Below are 17700 nucleotides of genomic sequence, written 5' to 3'. Positions count from 1 at the left end.
GCCCCGTGCGCCCCTCGGGGCGCACGGGGCTCGCTCTCGCTCCCGGGTGCCGTGGGGCCGGTCGGCGCTACCTTCCCGCCGGCCGGACCACCATCGCCGACCCGCCACCCCTGCGGACCGTCTCCGCGGCGGCCACCCAGCGGCCGTCCGGCAGTCGCTGCACGCCGGTCGCCGCGCCGATCTCCGGGTTCTGCCGGAATCCGTGCCCGATGGCTTCGAGCTCCGCCCTGACCGGGCTGTTCCAGAGGCCGGGTTCGAGTTCGGTGGTCGTCTGGTTGCGCTGGCTGGCCCGCGGCGCGGCGATCGCGTCGACGAGCGGCAGCCCCCGGTCGACGACCCCGGTGAGGGTCTGCAGGACCGTGGTGATGATGGTCGCCCCGCCCGGGGAGCCGAGCGCGAGGACCGGCCGGTCGTGACCGTCGAGGACGATCGTCGGGGAGATCGACGAGCGCGGCCGCTTGCCGGGACCGGGCAGGTTCGGGTCGTGCACGGCCGGGTTCGCCGGGGCGAAGGAGAAGTCGGTCAGCTCGTTGTTGAGCAGGAAGCCCCGGCCGGGCACGGTGATTCCGCTGCCGCCGGTGGACTCGATGGTGAGGGTGTAGGCGACGACGTTGCCCCACTTGTCGGCCACCGTGAGGTGGGTCGTGTTCTCGCCCTCGAACGTGGTGGGGGCCGCCGTACCGCCGCTCGCGCACGGCACCGGGCTGCTCGGGTCGCCGGGCGGCAGGGGGCTGGTCAGGACGGCGTCGTCGCGGATCAGGCAGCCGCGCGAGTCGGCGTACCGCTGGGAGAGCAGACCGCGGGTCGGCACGGACTCGAAGGCCGGGTCGCCGACCCAGCGGCCCCGGTCGGCGAAGGCGATACGGCTGGCCTCGATGAAGCGGTGGAGGTAGCGGGCCCGGGAGGCGGCGGCCAGGTCGGTGCCCTCCAGGATGTTGAGCGCCTCGCCGACGCTCGTACCGCCGGACGAGGAGGGGGCCATGCCGTAGACGTCGAGCCCCCGGTACGAGACCTTCGTCGGCCTGCGGGACTCCGTGCGGTACGCGGCGAGATCGCGTTCCGTCAGATCGCCGGCCCGGACCTTGCGGGTGGCTCCCTCCCGGACCGGGGGCGTCCGGACGGTGTTCACGATGTCCCGGGCGATCGGCCCCCGGTAGAGCGCGCCGACGCCCTCGCGGCCGAGCGTCTTGTACGTACGGGCCAGGTCGGGGTTCTTGAAGACCGAGCCGACCACGGGCAGCTGCCCGCCCGGCAGGAAGAGCCGGGACGTATCCGGGAAGTCCCGGAACCGCGCCTCGTTGGCCGCGGTCTGGGCGCGGAAGGTGGGATCGACGGTGAAACCCTCGCGGGCGAGTCGCTCGGCGGGTTCGAGCAGGGTGCCGAGGCGCTTGCTGCCCCAGGCGTCCAGCGCGGCCCTCCAGGTCGCCGGGGTTCCGGGGGTGCCGACGCCGAGACCGCTGGTCATGCCCTCTTCGAACGGGATGGGCGCGCCGTTCTCCACGAACAGGTTCGTGCCGGCGGAGCGGGGCGCGGTCTCGCGCCCGTCGACGGTGTGCACCGTGCGGCTCTTCGCGTCGTAGTACACGAAGTAGCCACCGCCCCCGATGCCCGCCGAGTAGGGCTCGGTGACCCCGAGGGCGGCCGCGACGGCGACGGCGGCGTCCACGGCGTTGCCGCCCTTGCGGAGGACCTCGACCCCGGCGGCGGAGGCGTCGGCGTCGACACTGGCGACGGCGCCGCCGTACCCGACGGCGACGGGTTCCTTGACCGGGGGTGGCGGGGCGGTCGCCGGAGCCGAGGGCGGAGCGGCGGCCCCCATCGAGAGCACCGTCGCCGTGACGGCGAGAACGGAGACCTTCCCAGCGGTGGAGCGACGCATTCCCTACCTCCAGTCAATGACCGTCCGCGCAGCGTAACTTCCCCCGGCACCTCCCGTCAGGACCGCCTCGAACAGAGGGCCGTTTCCCCGCTAGCATGCGCGCCCATGAACGAAGACCTGCGGAACATCGCGCTCGGAGTGCTCGCGACGGGGCTCAGCGCCTCGTTCGGCTGGCTGGGCCGCACGTACTCCTGGCGTCGCAAGCTCCGCCGCAAGCGGGAGTTCTTCGGGCTCCCGGGGAGCTCCGAGTGCCTGCTCGTGGTCAACAAGGAGGCCGGCGGGAGCGGCGCCGTGCACCGCTTCGACGTCTTCGCCCTGCTCGAACTGTCGACGCTCATCAAGGAGTGCGGCGCGCACGCGCGCATACTGCCGCACGACCAGACGCACCAGGGCTTCGGCGACCGTACGGAGTTCTGCGTCGGCGGACCGGGGTCCAACCGTCGCACCGCGGCCCATCTGGCCACCCTGCTGCCGGGCCTGACGGTGAACGTGGAGACGGAACGGGGCCCCGACCAGGGGTCGTTCCTGATCGGCTCGGAGCGCTACCGGATGGACTCCGGCGTCGACGAGTACGTGATCCTGGCCCGGCTCACCGCAGGTGAGGGCCGCCGGCCCGTCTTCCTCGTCTGCGGTCAGCGCGCCATCACCAACCAGGCCGCGACCCGCTATCTCGCCCGCCACCACGAGGAGTTGGCGCGCCGCCACCGCTCCGGTTCCTTCGTACTGCTCCTGAAGGTGATCAACTCACAGGCGTACGGGCCCGATGTGGTGGAGCTGGTGGCCGATGTCACGCGCGTGGCGCGAACGGCTCCCGCAGCCGAACCGGCAACGACTTGACGCCGTTGATGAAGTTGGAGACGAGGCGCCGGGGCGGTCCGGCCAGTTCCAGGCCGGCGCAGGCCCCGCGCACCTCTTCGTGGAGCACCCTGAGCTGAAGCCGGGCGAAGTGGGCACCGAGGCAGACGTGCGGACCGCCACCGAAGGAGACGTGCGGGTTCGGGGTCCGGCCGAGGTCGAGGCGGTGCGGGTCGGGGAAGACGCGCTCGTCGTGGTTGGCGGAGGCGTGGAAGACGACCACCTTGTCGCCGCGCCGGATCTTCTGCCCGGCGAGCTCGGTGTCATGGGCGGCCGTGCGCCGGAAGGAGAGCACGGGCGGGTGTACGCGAAGGAGTTCGTCGACCGCCGTGTCGGTGCCGACCTCGCCGGTCCACAACCTCCGCTGCTCGTCCCGGTGTTCGGCGAGGGCGAGCAGGCCGCCGGGGGCGGCGCTGCGGACCGTGTCGTTCCCGGCGACGGTCAGGAGGAAGAAGAACATCTCCAGCTCGGCGTCGGCGAGTTCGGAGGCGGCGAGCGCGGTCATCACGTCGTCGGCGGGATGCGCGCGCTTGTGTGCGGCGAGTTCCTGCGCGTAGTCGAACATCTCGGCGAGCATCGCGGGCGAGCGTGGATTGAGCGGCCGCCCCTCGGCGTCCAGGACGGGCGGCTCGTCGGGGTCCTGGTACGCGATGACCCGCTCGGTCCAGGTGTGCAGCAGCCCCCGGTCGCTCGGGGGCACTCCGAGCAGATCGGTGAGGTTGAGCAGGGCGTAGTCGTCGGTGACGGCCCGGACGAGGTCCGGCTCGCCCCCGGCCTCGATCGCCCCGGCGAACAGACTCCGGGCCCGCTCCCGGGCGGTGACGGCGAACCGCTCGATCCGTCCCGGTGTGAAGGCCCTGCTGACGAGCCGCCGCAGCCGGCCGTGGTCCGGCGGGTCCTGATTGAGCATCATGCGCCGGATGAAGGGAAGATCGGCGGGGTCGGGGTCCCGGATCTGGGTGGCGCCGAGACAGGACGAGTACGTGGCGGAGTCCTTCAGCACCCGGACGACATCGGCATGCCGGGTGACGGCCCAGAACCCGGAACCCGCGGGCCAGCCCAGGATCTCGGGCTCCTCCTGCCGGGCGACGGGCGCGCGGTCGCGCAGGACCCGGAAACGGTCGTGCGGGATCCCGATCGCGTAGATCCGTGGATCGAAGACGTCCGGTACGCCGCCCGACTCCTGCACCGCGCCTCCCGGTCAGAGGTGAAGACGGACCCATCATGTCAGGCCCTGGACGGGGCCACGCGCCCACCAATCGTTACTCGCACGTAACATACCGACCGGTTACCACGGGTAAGCCGTCGCGGTTACCGTCGGGTCACTTTCACTGCCCCCCATCAGTGCCCGTACTGCCGCCCCAGCAGTACCCCAGTGAGGAGTGACCCGTGCGACGCACACCCCTGACCCTCGCCGTCTCGGCCGCCCTCGTGGCCGGGACGACCCTCGGGCTCGCACCCGCCGCCCAGGCCGCCGAAGCCGGAGAGACCGCCGGCACCGGCATCCGCTTCGTCGACATCGCCGGGGAGGGCGGCACCGTCCTCAAGGCCAACGTCGTCACCCCCGCCGGTTCCACCGACACCACCCGCCACCCCCTGATCGTGCTGCCCACCAGCTGGGCCATGCCCCAGATCGAGTACCTCGCGCAGGCCAAGAAGCTCGCCGACTCCGGCTACATCGTGGTGAGTTACAACTCGCGCGGCTTCTGGCAGTCCGGCGGGGAGATCGAGACCGCCGGCCCCAAGGACATCGCCGACGCCTCCAAGGTGATCGACTGGGCACTGGCCAACACCGGCGCCGACCCCGCCCACATCGGCATGGCGGGCGTCTCGTACGGAGCCGGGATCAGTCTCCTGGCGGCCGCCCACGACCCGCGGATCAAGGCCGTCGCGGCGCTCAGCGGCTGGGCCGACCTCATCGAGTCCATCTACAGCGGCCGCACCCAGCACCTCCAGGCGGCCGCCCTGCTCGGTGGCGCCGGTTACCTCACCGGCCGCCCCGGCCCCGAACTCCAGCAGATCCTGGGCGACTTCCTCTCCTCCAACCTGGACAAGGAGGAGGACATGATCGCCTGGGGCCGCAAGCGCTCCCCCGCCGAACAGCTGGACCGGATCAACGCCAACGGCGCCGCGATCATGCTCGGCAACGCCTGGGGCGACACCATCTTCCCGCCCAACCAGTACGCGAGCTTCTTCGAGAAGCTCACCGGTCCCAAGCGGCTGGAGTTCCGGCCCGGCGACCACGCCACCGCCGAGGCCACCGGCCTGTTCGGCCTGCCCAACGACACCTGGACCAGCGCCCACCGCTGGTTCGACCGCTATCTGAAGGGCGTCGACAACGGCATCGACCGCGAACAGCCGGTCCAGCTCAAGTCCCGTTCCGCCAACGGCTACGAGGGCTACGCGGACTGGAAGTCCGTCCACGCGAACCAGCGGAAGTTCGACCTCGGCGGTACGCAGCGGGTCTGGGCGAACATCGACTCCGGCGCCAACGGCGGCATCACCCTCCTCACCAACGCCCTCGACCAGTTCCTCCGCACCCCGCCCGTCGTCTCCGTCCCCCTGCTCCCCCGCGCCTTCGCCGGTGTCTGGCAGTCCGAGCGGTACGACACCCCGCAGCGGGTGCGCGGCACGGTGAAGGTGCACACCACGGTCTCCTCCACCAAGGAGAGCGGCACCCTCGTGGCGTACCTCTACGACGTGGGCCCGCTCGGCGTCGGCAAGCTGGTCGGCAACGCCCCGTACACCTTCCACGACCGGACCCCGGGGAAGCCGTTCGGCGTCGACCTGGAGCTGTTCTCCACGGCGTACGACGTACCGGCGGGCCACCGGCTCGCGCTGGTCGTCGACACCGTCGACCCGCTCTACATCGAGCACAACCCGACCGGCGCGCAGCTGACCTTCTCCTCCCCCTCGGCCGACCCGTCGTACGTGTCGGTACCACTGCGGAAGGAGTGATCACCGGCTGCTGCCGGGCGGGTGCGGCTCTCGCTCGCTACTGCGGTCCCGGCAGCAGCGTCTGGGGTTCGGCCGGAGCGACCTTCGCGGCCTTGGTCTTCGGGCTGCGGCGCTCTCTCCGGGCCACCCAGGTGGCGAACCAGGAGAGCAGCATGCACATCCCGATGTAGATCGGTGAGATCACCATGACGACCGGGATGAACGGCAGATCGTAGTCCAGGTTCGAGGCGATCAGCTTGCCCGCGTGCAGGAACTCCTCGTAGGTGATGAGGTATCCGAGCGAGGTGTCCTTGAGGGCCACCACCAGCTGGCTGATGATGGTCGGCAGCATGGCGCGGACGGCCTGCGGCGCCAGGACGTAGGTCATGACCTGCGTCTTGCGCATGCCGAGCGCGTACGCGGCCTCGCCCTGGCCGCGTGCCACGGAGTGAATGCCGGTGCGGAAGACCTCCGCGAGCACGGAGCCGTTGTAGAGGGTCAGCCCGGCGACGAGCGCGGGCAGCGCCTGCACCTTGAGCGCCACGAAGATGAAGAAGATCATCACGAGGACGGGCATGGCGCGGAAGAACTCGACGAGCACGGTCGAGATCCAGCGCGGCACCCGGTGTTCGGAGAGGCGCCCGGTGGCGAGCACCGCGCCGAGGGCGAGCGAGAGCACCGAGGCGTAGGCGAAGGCCTTGAGGGTGTTGCCGAGTCCTTCGAGCAGCAGCTCCTGAATGCCCTTGTAGAGGAAGGGCGACCACTTGGTGGAGGTGAACTGGTCGTTGTCGAAGAGGAGATAGAGGATCCAGCCGAGCAGCGCGAGGATCACCGCGGTGGAGGCGAGGCCGTAGAGGAGGTGACGCCGCCGGGCGTGCGGCCCGGGGATGTCGTAGAGGGCGGTGGACTCGGTCATCGGGCGACTCCCCAGCGCTTCTCCATGACGTGGAAGAGGGCGCTGATGGTGAGGGTGATGATGAGGTATCCGACGGCGATCCAGACGAAGGTCCAGACGATGTTGTAGCCGAGTTCGCTCAAGGTCTTGTAGGTGCCGAGGAGTTCGGTGACGCTGAACGCACCGGCGATCGCCGAGTTCTTGGCGAGGGCGATCAGGGTGGAGCCGATCGGTGGGATGACCGTGCGGAAGGCCTGCGGCAGGACGACCGTGCCGAGGGTCTGGGTGAAGGTCATGCCGAGACTGCGGGCCGCCTCGCCCTGGCCGCGCGGGACGGTGTTGATGCCGGAGCGGAGCGCCTCGCAGATGAACGCGGAGGTGTAGCAGCCGAGTGCGAGGACCGCGAACACCTCGAAGGGCAGCACGAGGCCGAACCGGGGCAGGCCCAGCATGACCGCGAAGAAGAGCAGGGTCAGCGGGGTGTTGCGCAGGACGGTGACCCAGACCGTGCCGAAGACCCGGAAGGAGCCCACGGGCGCGACCCGGAACGAGGCCATCAGGAAGCCCAGGACGAGGGCCAACGCGGAGGCGTAGACGGTGAGTTCCACGGTGCCGAGGAACCCTTCGCCGTAGAGCGAGAAGTTGTCGGTCAGGACGTCCATGTCGGGAGGTTCCTCCGGTCAGCTCGCCGGATAGCGGTCGATGGCGGGCGGCGTCGGGGCGGGGACCCCGGAGAGGCCGAGGGTGGCGTCGTAGGCCTTCTTCCAGTCGCCGTTCTTCTCGTGGGCGGCGAGGGCGTCGTCGAGCGCGAAGCGCAGGGCGTTGTCGTCGCGCGGGACGCCGATGCCGTACGGCTCCTCGGAGAACGGCTCGCCGACCACCTTGAGTTCGTCGGGGACCTTGGCGGCATAGCCCATCAGGATCGTGTCGTCGGTGGTGACCGCGTCGACCTGATAGGTCAGCAGGTTGTCCACACAGGCGGAGTAGGTGTCGTAGGAGACGAGTTCGGCCTCCGGGTGGTCCTTCTCGATCCGCTGGTACGGGGTGGAGCCCGCGGCCGAGCAGACTCGCTTGCCCGCCAGGTCCTGGGGGCCCTTGATGTCGTTCTCGTCGCTGCGGACCAGGAGGGACTGGCCGGCCAGGTAGTAGGGCCCGGCGAAACCGACGAGCTTCTTGCGGTTGTCGTTGATGGTGTACGTGCCGACGTAGTAGTCGATCTGGCCGTTCTGCAGGGCGGTCTCGCGGTTGGCCGAGGCGATCGTGCGGAAGGAGATGCCGGCCGGGTCGAAGCCGAGGGAGGCCGCCATCATCCTGGCGATCTCGATGTCGAAGCCGGAGTAGCGGTCGGTGGCCGGGTCCCGCTCCCCCATGTAGGGCTGGTCCTCCTTGGCGCCGACGACGAGGTGCCCGCGCTTCTTCGCCCGCTCCCAGGTGGGGGAATCGGGCAGGGAGAAGTCCTTGTCCACCTGGTAGACCGGGAGTTGGTCGGGCTGCGGGCCCTTGACGGGCGGGCTGCCCTCCCTTCCGCAGCCACCGAGCACGGCCGTCGTCGCGGCGAGCAGCAGGGCGAGCGCGGCCGGGGCGCGGTGCGTACGCTGCATGGTTCCCACCCCGCTCAGTGCTTGAGGATCTTGGAGAGGAAGTCCTTGGCGCGCTCGCTGCGCGGGGCGGTGAAGAAGTCCTCCGGCGCGCGGTCCTCGACGATCTTCCCGTCGGCCATGAAGACGACCCGGTTGGCGGCCGAGCGGGCGAAGCCCATCTCGTGGGTGACGACCACCATCGTCATTCCCTCGTGGGCGAGTTGCTGCATGACCTCCAGGACCTCGTTGATCATCTCGGGGTCGAGGGCCGAGGTCGGCTCGTCGAAGAGGAGCGCCTTGGGGTCCATGGCGAGGGCGCGGGCGATGGCCACGCGCTGCTGCTGTCCGCCGGAGAGCTGGGCCGGATACTTGTCGGAGTGCGCGGCGAGCCCGACCCGCTCCAGGAGTTCGCGCGAGCGCCGGTCCGCCTCGTCCTTCCTCCGCTTGCGGACCTTGATCTGCGCGAGGGAGACGTTGGCGAGGACGGTCTTGTGCGCGAAGAGGTTGAACGACTGGAAGACCATGCCGACCTCGGCGCGCAGTGCGGCGAGCGCCTTGCCCTCCTCGGGGAGGGGCCGTCCGTCGATGACGATCTCGCCCGACTCGACCCGCTCCAGTCGGTTCATCGCCCGGCAGAGGGTGGACTTGCCGGATCCCGACGGACCGATGACGACGACCACTTCGCCCCGGCCGACGGTCAGATCGATGGACTGGAGGACGTGCAACGTGCCGTAGTGCTTGTTGACGCCACGCAGTTCGATCAGCGGATCCACGACGGCCATACGCTGCCCTGCCCCATTTCTCAGCGGTGTCGAGTCAGCGCAAACTATCCACCAGAAAAGGGACTTCACGCCCGACACGCATGAAACAGGAATAAGCCGTATTTACTGCAAAAGGGTGGTGCGGAAGGTGATGCGGAAGGTGGTGCGCACCCGGCCGGAGGGGGGTCGCGGCCTCACTGCTCGGCGGCCTCCGCGTACACCTGGAAGAGCTCCGGGGCGCCCGTCATCGCCCAGTCGAGACCCGCTTCGACCACCTGGATCTCCCGGCCCGAGGCGAGCCGGACCACCGGGCCGCCGCCCGGCCACACCTGCCAGCGGGCACCCGGCACGTTCCGGACGACCACGGTGCCGAGGTAGAGCCCCGCGTCGTTCCCGATCCAGGGCAGCTCCTCCGGATCGTCGCGCCAGCGGGGCGGCAGCTGGTCGAGCTCCTGGAGGGAGCGCGGGGTGTCGTCGAGCGTCACCCCGGACTCCGCGACACGGGCGCGCAGCAGCTCGCACTCGGCGAGCAGCGCGGCCACTCCCTCGGGGTCACGGTCGAAAGCCGCCACCAGCGGGGAGCCGGCCGACTCGGGTTCGTGCCGCTTGCGCCAGTTGTCCAGAAACGGGATGTTCATCCGAACAGCCTCGCACCGCCACCTCCCGGTCGACCACCCGGCGCGCGGAGATCGTTTCCGCCGCCGGGGGTCCGGGCCGGGCGTCGCCGCCGGATCCGGACCCCAGGCCGGGGGCTACACGTCGAGGTCGACGACGACCGGCGCGTGGTCCGACGCGCCCTTGCCCTTGCGCTCCTCGCGGTCCACGAAGCTGTCACTGACCGCCTCGGCGAACGGCTTGTTGCCGTAGACCAGGTCGATGCGCATGCCCTTGTTCTTCGGGAAGCAGAGCTGGCGGTAGTCCCAGTACGTGAAGGGGTGGTCGTACTTGAGGGGGCGCGGGACGACATCGCCCAGACCGGTCTCACGGAGACCCGCGAGCGCGGCCCGCTCCGGATCCGTCACATGCGTGGCGCCCTCGAAGACGCCGATGTCCCACACGTCGTCGTCGGTCGGCGCGATGTTGTAGTCACCGAGGACCGCGAAGGGACGCTCCCCCGCCGCGTCCTCCGCGACGGCCGCCTTCAGGGCCTCCAGCCAGCGCAGCTTGTACGCGTAGTGCTCGTGGGCGACCTCCCGGCCGTTCGGCACGTAGACCGACCAGACGCGGACCGGGCCGCAGGTCGCGGAGATCGCCCGGGGCTCCTCGGCCCCGTCGTACTCCGGACCGCCGGGCAGACCGGTGACCACGTCCGCGAGACCGACGCGGGAGAGCAGTGCCACGCCGTTCCACCGGCCCGTGGCGTTGACCACGGACTCGTACCCGAGGGCGCGCAGCTCCTCGGTGGGGAACTGCTCGGCGGTGCACTTGGTCTCCTGGATGCACAGCACGTCCGTGCCGCTGCTCTCCAGCCAGGCGAGGAGTCGGGGCAGTCGGGCGGTGATGGAATTGACGTTCCAGGTGGCGATGCGCATGCTCGCCAGCCTACGTGCGGGGTCCGACAATCGGTGCCTCGCCGGGCTGCCGCCCCGTCCGGCTCAGAGCTCGGTGGAGGCCCCGGGGGCGAGCCGGCCGTGGTCCGTGCCGCCGAGCGCGCCGATCTGGCGGTCATAGATGGGCCGGGCGAGATCCGTCAGCAGGGCGTCGTGGATGTCGTAGGCCCGCCGCGGCTTGAGCTCGCGGACGTAGTCGATGACCTCGGAGATCTTGTTCCAGGGGGCCATGACGGGCAGCAGCAGCGTGTCCACGGGAGCGTCGGGCACCGTGAGCGCGTCGCCGGGGTGGAAGACGGCGCCGTCGACGAGATAGCCGACGTTGGTGATGCGCGGGATGTCCGGGTGGATCACCGCGTGCAGCTCGCCGTGCACCTGGACGTCGAAGCCGGCGGCCGTGAAGCGGTCGCCGTGCCCGACGGTGTGCACCCGTCCCGGGAAGGCCGCCGAGAGCTGGTCGGCGACGCTGCGCAGCGTCCAGATCTCGGCGGCCGGATTGGCCTCCAGGGCCGCCCGCAGCCGGCCCGCGTCGAAGTGGTCGGGGTGCTCGTGCGTGACGAGCAGGGCGTCGGCCCCCAGGACCGCGTCCTCCTCGGTGAACATCCCGGGGTCCAGGACGAGCGTCCGTCCGTCCTTCTCGAGACGCACACAGGCGTGGGACTTCTTCGTCAGCTTCACGGGCCCCAGATTACGCCGTCGGGCATCGACCAGGTCGTCTCTTCCGGCGCGGGCCGGACAAGATCCGGAAGAGACGGCCTAGGCCGGAGGAGTCGTCTCCTCCTCGACGACGCGGGCCACCACCCGCAGCGCGGTCTCGGCGGCGGGGAAGCCGACGTACACGCCCGCGTGGAGCACGATCTCGCGCAGTTCCTCGGCCGACAGACCGTTGCGGAGGGCCGCGCGGGTGTGGTCGGCGAGGGCCTCGCGGTGGCCGCCGGCGATGAGGGCGGTGAGGGTGACGACGCTGCGGGTACGCCGGTCGAGACCGTCCCGGCTCCAGACCTCGCCCCAGGCGTACCGGGTGACCAGGTCCTGGAAGGCCCCGCCCGGGTCACCGGCGAGGGCCTGGTCGACATGGGCGTCGCCGAGGACCTCGCGGCGCAGTCCGAGCCCCTTCTCGTACGGGTCGGGGCGACCGGCCTCGGTGGGTTCGGCGGCCGGCGCCGGCTCGGCGGCGGGCACCGGGGCCGCGGGCAGCGGCGGCACGGTCAGCGGGCCGCTGGTGTCCGGCGCGGTGCCGGCGAAGTGCTCGATGAGCAGGTCGGTGACGGCGGCGGGCTGCTCGACGGGGGCCAGGTGCGAGGCGCCGGGGACGACGGCGAGCCGGGCGTCGGCGATACCGGCGACCAGGGTGCGGGCCTCGGCGGGGCCGGTGACCTGGTCCTCCGAGCCGACGAGGACGAGGGCGGGGACGCCGATCCGGTCGAGGGCCTCCCGCACGTCGAACACGGCGAGGGCCTCGCAGGCGGCGATGTAGCAGGCGGGGTCGGTCGTCCGGACCATCTGGACGGCCCAGTCCACGATCGCGGGCTGGGCACCGGCGAACAGCGAGGTGAACCACTGCTCGGGGGCGGTGCGCGCCATCGGCTCCAGACCGTTGGCGCGGACGATGACACCGCGCTGGCGGAACTCGTCGGCGGTGCCGAACCGCGGAGAGGTGGCGACCAGGGCGAGGGAGGCGACCCGGTGGGGCGCGCGCAGGGCCAGGTCGAGGCCGACGGCCCCGCCGAGAGAGCAGCCCGCGTACCCGAAGCGCTGGACGCCGATCGCGTCGAGGGTGGCGAGCAGCCGGTCCCCGAGTTCGGCGACGGAGGTGAAGGGCTCGGCGGGGGCGCCGCCGTGCCCGGGAAGGTCGAAACGGACGATCCGCCAGTCCCGGGTGAGTTCGGGTATCTGCCGATCCCACATGTGCCAGGTCGTCCCCAGCGAGGGCCCCAGAACGAGGACCGGGGCGTCCTCGCGCCCGTCGAGTCGGTATTGCAGGGTGTTCGTCGGTGTCTCACTCACCCGCAAGACCCTCTCATCTCTCACCGCCGCGCCCGTGACCGGGGCGGCGGCCGTACGGGTCCGGCCGGGCGTCGGACCTCCCGGGCAGCGTATCGGCCGGGGCGGGTCCGGATCCCGGCCTCCTCGATACCTCCTCGGTCGGCGACTCGGGTGCGCGGGCGACGCACCCGGCGTACCCCGGCCGGCGGCCGTCCCCCCGGCCTTCCCTTGCGGACGGTAGCTGTCCGCAAGGGGTGTCAACGTGGGTGCGTGGCCGGAAGGACCGGCCGCGGACGGCGCGGGGAGACGGACATGACGATTCTGGTGGCGGGCGCGACCGGCACGGTCGGGCGACAGGTCGTGGCGGCGCTGCGGGAGGCCGGTGCGCCGGTGCGGGCACTGACCCGGCGGCCCGGGGCGGCGGCCCTCGGTCCGGGAGTGGAGGTCGTCGGGGGCGACCTCACCGACGCGGCGTCCCTGGAGTCCGCGCTGCACGGCGTGATCGCCGTGCATCTGATCAACTTCGGGGGCGACGGCTACGCGCCGCTGGAGAACGGCGCGGAGCTGACGGCGGCGATCGAAGCCGCGGGGGTGCGCCGGGTCACCATGCTGGCCGGCTGGTCGGAGTCGACACTGGAGCCGGCGGTGCGGGCCTCGGGCCTCGCGTGGACCGCGGTGGCGCCGACCGAGATCATGGCCAACGCCCTGGAGTGGGCGGACGAGGTGCGCGCGGGGCGGGTCGAGCGGCCGTACGGGGACTCCCGTACGGCGATGGTGCACGAGGGGGACATCGGCGCGGTGGCCGCGACGGCGTTGCTGCACGAGGGCCACGGGGGCGCGGAGTACCTGCTGACCGGTCCCGAGCGGATCTCGCTGCGGGAGAAGATCGCCGCACTGGGCGCCGCGGCCGGGCGGACGGTGGAGTTCGCGGAGCTGACACCGGACGAGGCGCGGGCGGCGATGCGGAAGCAGGGCGTGCCGGAACACATGATCGACTTCCAGCTGGAGGTCTTCGCCGACCCGCCGGCCGAGTACAACACCCCGAACGGAGTGATCGAGAAGGTGACGGGCCGCCCGGCGCACACGTTCGCGCGGTGGGCCCGGGAGAACGCGGCCGCGTTCCGCTGAGCACCCGGGTCCGAGGGCCCGCCGTCGGCGGCCGTCGCCGGTCGACTCCCCCTTCGCGCGAAGCCCACCGGAGCACACGCTCTCCGGTGGGGCTTCGGCGTCCGGCCGATGTCAGCCGGCGGCCACCTTCTCCGGGACGACGGCCGCGGGAGCCGGGGCCGGAGTCGTACGGGAGGCCGGGCGGCCTCGCAGGCCCAGACCCGCTATCGCCGCCACCAGCGCGAAGGCCGTGGCCCCGATCCAGAAGGTGAGGGTGAAGCCGGACTCGGCGGGGAGGGGCGGGACTCCGGCGGGGAGGTGCTCCAGGGTCTGCGAGGCGAGGATCGTGGTGACGACGGCGCTGCCGATCGCGCTGCCCGTGGAGCGGGAGATGGAGTTGATGCCGTTGGCGATGCCGCTCTGGTGGTGCGGGACGCTCGCCATGATGACGGCCGGCATGGCCGCGTAACCGAAGCTGACGGCCGCGCCGACGACGATGCCCGCGCCGATCACCGACGCCGTGTGGCCGTGGTCGAGGCCGAGCCAGGCGAAGCCCACGGCGCCGAGGGCGGCGGCCAGGGCGAGGGCCGTGCGGGGGCCGCGGTGGCGGACCAGCTGGCCGCCGATCGGGGAGGCGAGCAGCGAGACGATCGCGCCGGGCAGCAGGAACTGCACGGAGGCACGCAGGATGGACGCGTCGAAGCCGTAGCCGGTCAGGGCCTCCGGCATCTGGACGAGGTAGGAGACACCCAGGAAGTTCGCGAACATGCCGAAGCCGACGAGGATGCCGGCCAGGTTGGCCATGAGGACCGGCCGGTGCACGAACATCTTCATGTCGACGAGGGGTTCGCGGACCTTCCGCTCCACGAGGACCCAGACGACGGTCATGACGGCCGCGCCGGCGAAGCTGCCGAGCGTGCGGGCCGAGGTCCAGCCCCACTCGTGGCCCTGGGAGATGGGCAGCAGGAGCAGCAGCAGGGTGAGGCCGAGGGTCAGCGCGCCGAGGAAGTCGGTGCGGCCGCCGGTCTTGTGGCGGGTCGCGGGGACCAGGAGGACGACGGCGAGCAGGGCGAGCGCGGCGAAGCCGGTCGCCATCCAGAAGGCGCTGCGGTAGTCGGCGCCGGAGCCGGAGGTGAGCAGGCCGGTCGCGACGAGCGCGAGGCCGCTGCCGAAGGCGAGGGTGCCGCTGACCAGCGACATGGCGCCGGGCAGCTTCTGCGGCCGGACCTCCTCGCGCAGGACGGACAGGGCGAGCGGGAAGATCGCGGTGGCGGCGCCCTGGAGGACGCGGCCGAGGATCAGCAGGGGCAGCGAGGTGGCGAGGGCGGCGACGACGGAGCCGAGGACCATGACGCCGAGCACGGCGACGAGGGTGGGCTTCTTGCCGTGCTGGTCGCCGAAGCGGCCGAGCAGCGGGGTGAAGACGGCGGCGGAGAGCAGCGTGGCGGTGGTCACCCAGCTCACGTTGGCGGTCGAGGTGCCGAGGTCGGTGCGGATGAGGCCGAGGATCGGGACCGGCAGGGTCTGCATCATCGACACGACCATGGCGGCGAGGCTCAGGGCGAAGACGATGCGCGTCTCGCGCCGGGGATCGGCGGTGGGCGGCGCGGGGGTGTGGCTCATGACAGGGGAGGCCTTCTCAGTGCTTCGGCAACGTCGGCGCTTCGGAGCGTCACTGCTTCAGATCGTCGATGTTTGATGTCATCAAGTACTTCGCCGAAGGTAGACCCCGATACTTGAGGTGGTCAAGTAAACAATTGATAATGTCAAGTGTTCTGAGTAGGCTCGGCCCATGACCGCGACGACCTCCCCGGCCCCCACCAAGCTCCAGCTCATGGAGCTCCTCGCCGCGATCGGCACGGCCCAGTGGCGCGACTTCGCCGCCGCCGCGGCCCACCACGGCCTGACGTCCACCCAGGCCAAGGTCCTCGCTCAGCTCGACGGCCCGCTGCCGATGCGCGCCCTCGCCACCCTGCTCGTGTGCGACGCGTCCAACGTCACCGGCATCATCGACCGCCTGGAGGCCCGCGCCCTGGTCCGCCGCGAACCCGACCCCTCCGACCGTCGGGTCAAGAACGTCGTGGCGACCGACGAGGGCCGGGACGTCATCCGTCGCGTCCGCGAGGAGATGCAGGCCACCCGCGGGGCCCTCGACACCCTCGACGCGGACGAGAGCGCGACCCTCCACACCCTGCTCGCCCGGCTGCGGCCGGGCATGGAGAAGAGCGCCTGACCGTCGGGGGACGGCCGGCGCTCCTGCGGTCCCCCGGAAGCGGCGTCACGGAAGCGGCGTCGCCCGACCGGGAGGGACGGTCGACGCTCGCGCGGTCCCCCGGAAGCGGGACCCGGCGGGTCAGGGGCTGGTCGCCGAGACCGCGTACACCCGGGGGAAAGCCGGGTCGGTGAGGTCGACCGTCAGGTCGGTCGTCGGACGCGGCTCCTCGCGCTTCACCGTCGTGCCCGCCCAGGTCATGCCCTCGGCGAAGGTCCAGCCGGCGATGTCGGCATCGCGCTCGCCGATCGTGATCCGGCCCGGGGTGAGGGCCGCACGGCCGGTGCCGGACTCCGCCAGGAAGGCGTCGAGGCCGGTGGCGGTCGTCGTGAACTGCACGTACAGCCGGCTCGTCTTCCAGTTGCTGGTCTCGTAGTACGCGACGTCCCAGGCACCGCCCGGGATCGGGACCTCGAAGACCCGGCGCTTCATCAGCGAGGGCCAGTTGTCCTGGAGCCCGGCCGCCGAGGACTCGCGCTCCTTGTCACGGCCGCTGTCACGGCTCTGACCGGCGGAGATGACCAGATAGCCGGCCGGGATCCCCACGAGCAGCACGATGATGATCGCCGTCAGCCAGCGGCGGCGGATCATGTGCCGTCGGTCCTCGGGCATCTTGTCCTGCGGGGTGCGCGGAAGGGTGGGCTGGTGGGGCAGGGTCATGAAGGCGGGTCCTCGGGGGTACGGGCGGCCCGGCCCGAGGTCCCGTTGCGGAGGGCCTGGGCGTAACGCTCGTACCGTTCGTACCGCTCCACCCGGCGCCGGTTGGCGCGGCGGAAGCGGCGGGCGACGAGCCGGGCGAGGTCGGCGGCGCCGACCATCCCGGCCTCGGGGCCGAGCTGGGCACGGGTGATGCGGGCCTCGGGACGGTAGCCGCGGCCGGTGAGGTGGCGGCGGAAGGAGTCCCTCGCGGGGCCGATGAGCAGGTCGTCGGCGGCCGAGACGCCACCGCCGATGACGAAGCAGGAGGGGTCGAGGGCGGCGGCGAGGTTGGCGATGCCGACGCCGAGCCACTGGCCGATGTCCTGGAACAGCTCGACGCACATGGCGTCGCCCTCACGGGCCAGCTCGGTGATGAGCGGTCCGGTGATCTCCGGGACGTTCCCCTTGACCCGTTCGATGAGCCCGTACGCGACCGGGGAGTCGGCGGCGGCCAGCTCGCGGGCCTCACGGACCAGCGCGTTCCCGGAGCTGTACTGCTCCCAGCAGCCGCGGTTCCCGCAGGGGCAGCGGTGCCCGCCGGGGACGACCTGCATATGGCCGAACTCGCCGGCCACCCCGTACTTGCCGCGCTTGACCTGACCGCCCTCCAGGATGGCGCCGCCGATGCCCGTGCCGAGGGTGATCATGACGAGGTGGTCCTCGCCGCGTCCGGCGCCGAAGCGCCATTCGGCCCAGGCCGCGGTGTTCGCGTCGTTGTCCACCATGACGGGGACGGCGAGCCGGCCCTGGAGGGCGTCACGGAGGGGCTCGTTGCGCCAGGCCAGGTGCGGGGCGAACAGCACCGTGGCGCGCTCGGCGTCGACCCAGCCGGCCGCGCCGATGCCGACGGCGTGCACATCGTGCCGGTCGGAGAGGTCCAGGACCAGTTCGACGATGGTGTCCTCGACGACCTTGGGGCTCTTGGACTTGTCGGGGGTCTCCGTACGGAGCTTCTCCAGGATGTTGCCGTCGGCGTCGACGACGCCGGCCATCACCTTCGTACCGCCGATGTCGATGCCGACGGTCGGCACCCGGGGCGCCGTCAGATGGGAGCGCCGCTCCCGGGTGCCGACGGTCCGCAGCACGGTGCCGCGGGCGGAGCCCCGGTGCGCGAGGTCACGGTAGGTACTCATCGGCTCCGATTCTGCCAGGTCGGGTGTCAAGGGGCCGTTCGATCAC

17 protein-coding genes are annotated in these 17700 nt (G+C 71.6%); 4 read left to right on the top strand and 13 right to left on the bottom strand.

The features are described 5' to 3' along the window. Nucleotides 1-67 precede the first annotated feature (67 nt). Nucleotides 68-1879 (bottom strand): gamma-glutamyltransferase, encoded by a 1812-nt coding sequence (ggt, locus tag IE311_RS23985; RefSeq protein WP_189833850.1) that lies wholly within the window; start codon nucleotides 1877-1879, stop codon nucleotides 68-70. A gap of 105 nt (nucleotides 1880-1984) precedes the next feature. On the opposite strand from ggt, the gene IE311_RS23980 reads away from it, so the two are divergent. Beyond that, nucleotides 1985-2716, top strand: a complete 732-nt coding sequence (locus tag IE311_RS23980) for a hypothetical protein (protein ID WP_189833849.1) — start codon at nucleotides 1985-1987, stop codon at nucleotides 2714-2716. Here the strand turns inward: IE311_RS23980 and IE311_RS23975 are convergent. Beyond that, complete coding sequence (locus IE311_RS23975) at nucleotides 2667-3923, bottom strand: cytochrome P450 (protein WP_189833848.1); 1257 nt, start codon at nucleotides 3921-3923, stop codon at nucleotides 2667-2669. The genes IE311_RS23980 and IE311_RS23975 overlap by 50 nt on opposite strands. A gap of 200 nt (nucleotides 3924-4123) precedes the next feature. Between IE311_RS23975 and IE311_RS23970 the strand changes: the two genes are divergently transcribed. Then, a complete protein-coding gene (locus IE311_RS23970) occupies nucleotides 4124-5692 on the top strand; it encodes an alpha/beta fold hydrolase (protein ID WP_189833847.1) in 1569 nt (522 codons plus the stop codon). Between the two features lie 37 nt (nucleotides 5693-5729). On the opposite strand, the gene IE311_RS23965 is transcribed toward IE311_RS23970, so the two are convergent. The 8 genes from IE311_RS23965 to pcaDC form a co-directional block, all read right to left on the bottom strand. Further along, complete coding sequence (locus IE311_RS23965; protein WP_189833846.1) at nucleotides 5730-6587, bottom strand: amino acid ABC transporter permease; 858 nt, start codon at nucleotides 6585-6587, stop codon at nucleotides 5730-5732. Further along, nucleotides 6584-7228, bottom strand: a complete 645-nt coding sequence (locus tag IE311_RS23960; RefSeq protein WP_189833845.1) for an amino acid ABC transporter permease — start codon at nucleotides 7226-7228, stop codon at nucleotides 6584-6586. Before IE311_RS23960 ends, IE311_RS23965 begins: the two co-directional genes overlap by 4 nt. Nucleotides 7229-7246: 18 nt before the next feature. Further along, a complete protein-coding gene (locus tag IE311_RS23955; protein WP_189833844.1) occupies nucleotides 7247-8167 on the bottom strand; it encodes a glutamate ABC transporter substrate-binding protein in 921 nt (306 codons plus the stop codon). A 14-nt stretch (nucleotides 8168-8181) separates the two neighbouring features. Next, the gene (locus tag IE311_RS23950; protein ID WP_189833843.1) at nucleotides 8182-8928 is read right to left on the bottom strand and encodes an amino acid ABC transporter ATP-binding protein; all 747 of its coding nucleotides are present in this window, start codon (nucleotides 8926-8928) and stop codon (nucleotides 8182-8184) included. Nucleotides 8929-9101: 173 nt separating this feature from the next. Further along, a complete protein-coding gene (locus tag IE311_RS23945) occupies nucleotides 9102-9545 on the bottom strand; it encodes a DUF6278 family protein (RefSeq protein WP_189833842.1) in 444 nt (147 codons plus the stop codon). A 114-nt stretch (nucleotides 9546-9659) separates the two neighbouring features. Next, on the bottom strand, nucleotides 9660-10439 hold the full coding sequence (locus tag IE311_RS23940; RefSeq protein ID WP_189833841.1) for an exodeoxyribonuclease III: 780 nt from the start codon (nucleotides 10437-10439) through the stop codon (nucleotides 9660-9662). Between the two features lie 63 nt (nucleotides 10440-10502). After that, the gene (locus IE311_RS23935; protein WP_189833840.1) at nucleotides 10503-11135 is read right to left on the bottom strand and encodes an MBL fold metallo-hydrolase; all 633 of its coding nucleotides are present in this window, start codon (nucleotides 11133-11135) and stop codon (nucleotides 10503-10505) included. 78 nt (nucleotides 11136-11213) lie between these two features. Next, complete coding sequence (gene pcaDC / locus IE311_RS23930; protein WP_189833839.1) at nucleotides 11214-12464, bottom strand: bifunctional 3-oxoadipate enol-lactonase/4-carboxymuconolactone decarboxylase PcaDC; 1251 nt, start codon at nucleotides 12462-12464, stop codon at nucleotides 11214-11216. A 291-nt stretch (nucleotides 12465-12755) separates the two neighbouring features. Here pcaDC and IE311_RS23925 point away from each other — a divergent pair, with 291 nt between their 5' ends. After that, nucleotides 12756-13571, top strand: a complete 816-nt coding sequence (locus IE311_RS23925) for an NmrA family NAD(P)-binding protein (protein WP_189833838.1) — start codon at nucleotides 12756-12758, stop codon at nucleotides 13569-13571. Nucleotides 13572-13682: 111 nt separating this feature from the next. On the opposite strand, the gene IE311_RS23920 is transcribed toward IE311_RS23925, so the two are convergent. Continuing rightward, nucleotides 13683-15173 carry an MFS transporter gene (locus tag IE311_RS23920; RefSeq protein WP_189833837.1) on the bottom strand — a complete coding sequence of 497 codons (1491 nt, stop codon included), beginning with the start codon at nucleotides 15171-15173 and terminating at the stop codon, nucleotides 13683-13685. Between the two features lie 169 nt (nucleotides 15174-15342). Between IE311_RS23920 and IE311_RS23915 the strand changes: the two genes are divergently transcribed. After that, nucleotides 15343-15783, top strand: a complete 441-nt coding sequence (locus IE311_RS23915) for a MarR family winged helix-turn-helix transcriptional regulator (protein WP_189833836.1) — start codon at nucleotides 15343-15345, stop codon at nucleotides 15781-15783. Nucleotides 15784-15903: 120 nt separating this feature from the next. Here IE311_RS23915 and IE311_RS23910 read toward each other — a convergent pair whose 3' ends face one another. Continuing rightward, on the bottom strand, nucleotides 15904-16482 hold the full coding sequence (locus tag IE311_RS23910; RefSeq protein ID WP_189833835.1) for a hypothetical protein: 579 nt from the start codon (nucleotides 16480-16482) through the stop codon (nucleotides 15904-15906). After that, nucleotides 16479-17654: an ROK family glucokinase gene (locus tag IE311_RS23905; protein WP_189833834.1), complete on the bottom strand. Its 1176-nt coding sequence runs from the start codon at nucleotides 17652-17654 to the stop codon at nucleotides 16479-16481. Before IE311_RS23905 ends, IE311_RS23910 begins: the two co-directional genes overlap by 4 nt. Between the last annotated feature and the right edge of the window lie 46 nt (nucleotides 17655-17700).

Source organism: Streptomyces zaomyceticus (genome assembly GCF_014656215.1).
Lineage (GTDB): Bacteria > Actinomycetota > Actinomycetes > Streptomycetales > Streptomycetaceae > Streptomyces > Streptomyces zaomyceticus.
Note: the sequence above shows the minus strand (reverse complement) of the source record. Positions and strands in the feature narration are given on the sequence as shown.

Coding starts and splice junctions, on each gene's coding strand:
- IE311_RS23940 (WP_189833841.1), bottom strand. CDS start 10,439: ATGCGCATCGCCACCTGGAACGTCAATTCCATCACCGCCCGACTGCCC.
- IE311_RS23950 (WP_189833843.1), bottom strand. CDS start 8,928: ATGGCCGTCGTGGATCCGCTGATCGAACTGCGTGGCGTCAACAAGCAC.
- IE311_RS23915 (WP_189833836.1), top strand. CDS start 15,343: ATGACCGCGACGACCTCCCCGGCCCCCACCAAGCTCCAGCTCATGGAG.
- IE311_RS23920 (WP_189833837.1), bottom strand. CDS start 15,173: ATGAGCCACACCCCCGCGCCGCCCACCGCCGATCCCCGGCGCGAGACG.
- IE311_RS23965 (WP_189833846.1), bottom strand. CDS start 6,587: ATGACCGAGTCCACCGCCCTCTACGACATCCCCGGGCCGCACGCCCGG.
- IE311_RS23980 (WP_189833849.1), top strand. CDS start 1,985: ATGAACGAAGACCTGCGGAACATCGCGCTCGGAGTGCTCGCGACGGGG.
- IE311_RS23955 (WP_189833844.1), bottom strand. CDS start 8,167: ATGCAGCGTACGCACCGCGCCCCGGCCGCGCTCGCCCTGCTGCTCGCC.
- IE311_RS23905 (WP_189833834.1), bottom strand. CDS start 17,654: ATGAGTACCTACCGTGACCTCGCGCACCGGGGCTCCGCCCGCGGCACC.
- IE311_RS23945 (WP_189833842.1), bottom strand. CDS start 9,545: ATGAACATCCCGTTTCTGGACAACTGGCGCAAGCGGCACGAACCCGAG.
- IE311_RS23910 (WP_189833835.1), bottom strand. CDS start 16,482: ATGACCCTGCCCCACCAGCCCACCCTTCCGCGCACCCCGCAGGACAAG.
- IE311_RS23925 (WP_189833838.1), top strand. CDS start 12,756: ATGACGATTCTGGTGGCGGGCGCGACCGGCACGGTCGGGCGACAGGTC.
- ggt (WP_189833850.1), bottom strand. CDS start 1,879: ATGCGTCGCTCCACCGCTGGGAAGGTCTCCGTTCTCGCCGTCACGGCG.
- IE311_RS23960 (WP_189833845.1), bottom strand. CDS start 7,228: ATGGACGTCCTGACCGACAACTTCTCGCTCTACGGCGAAGGGTTCCTC.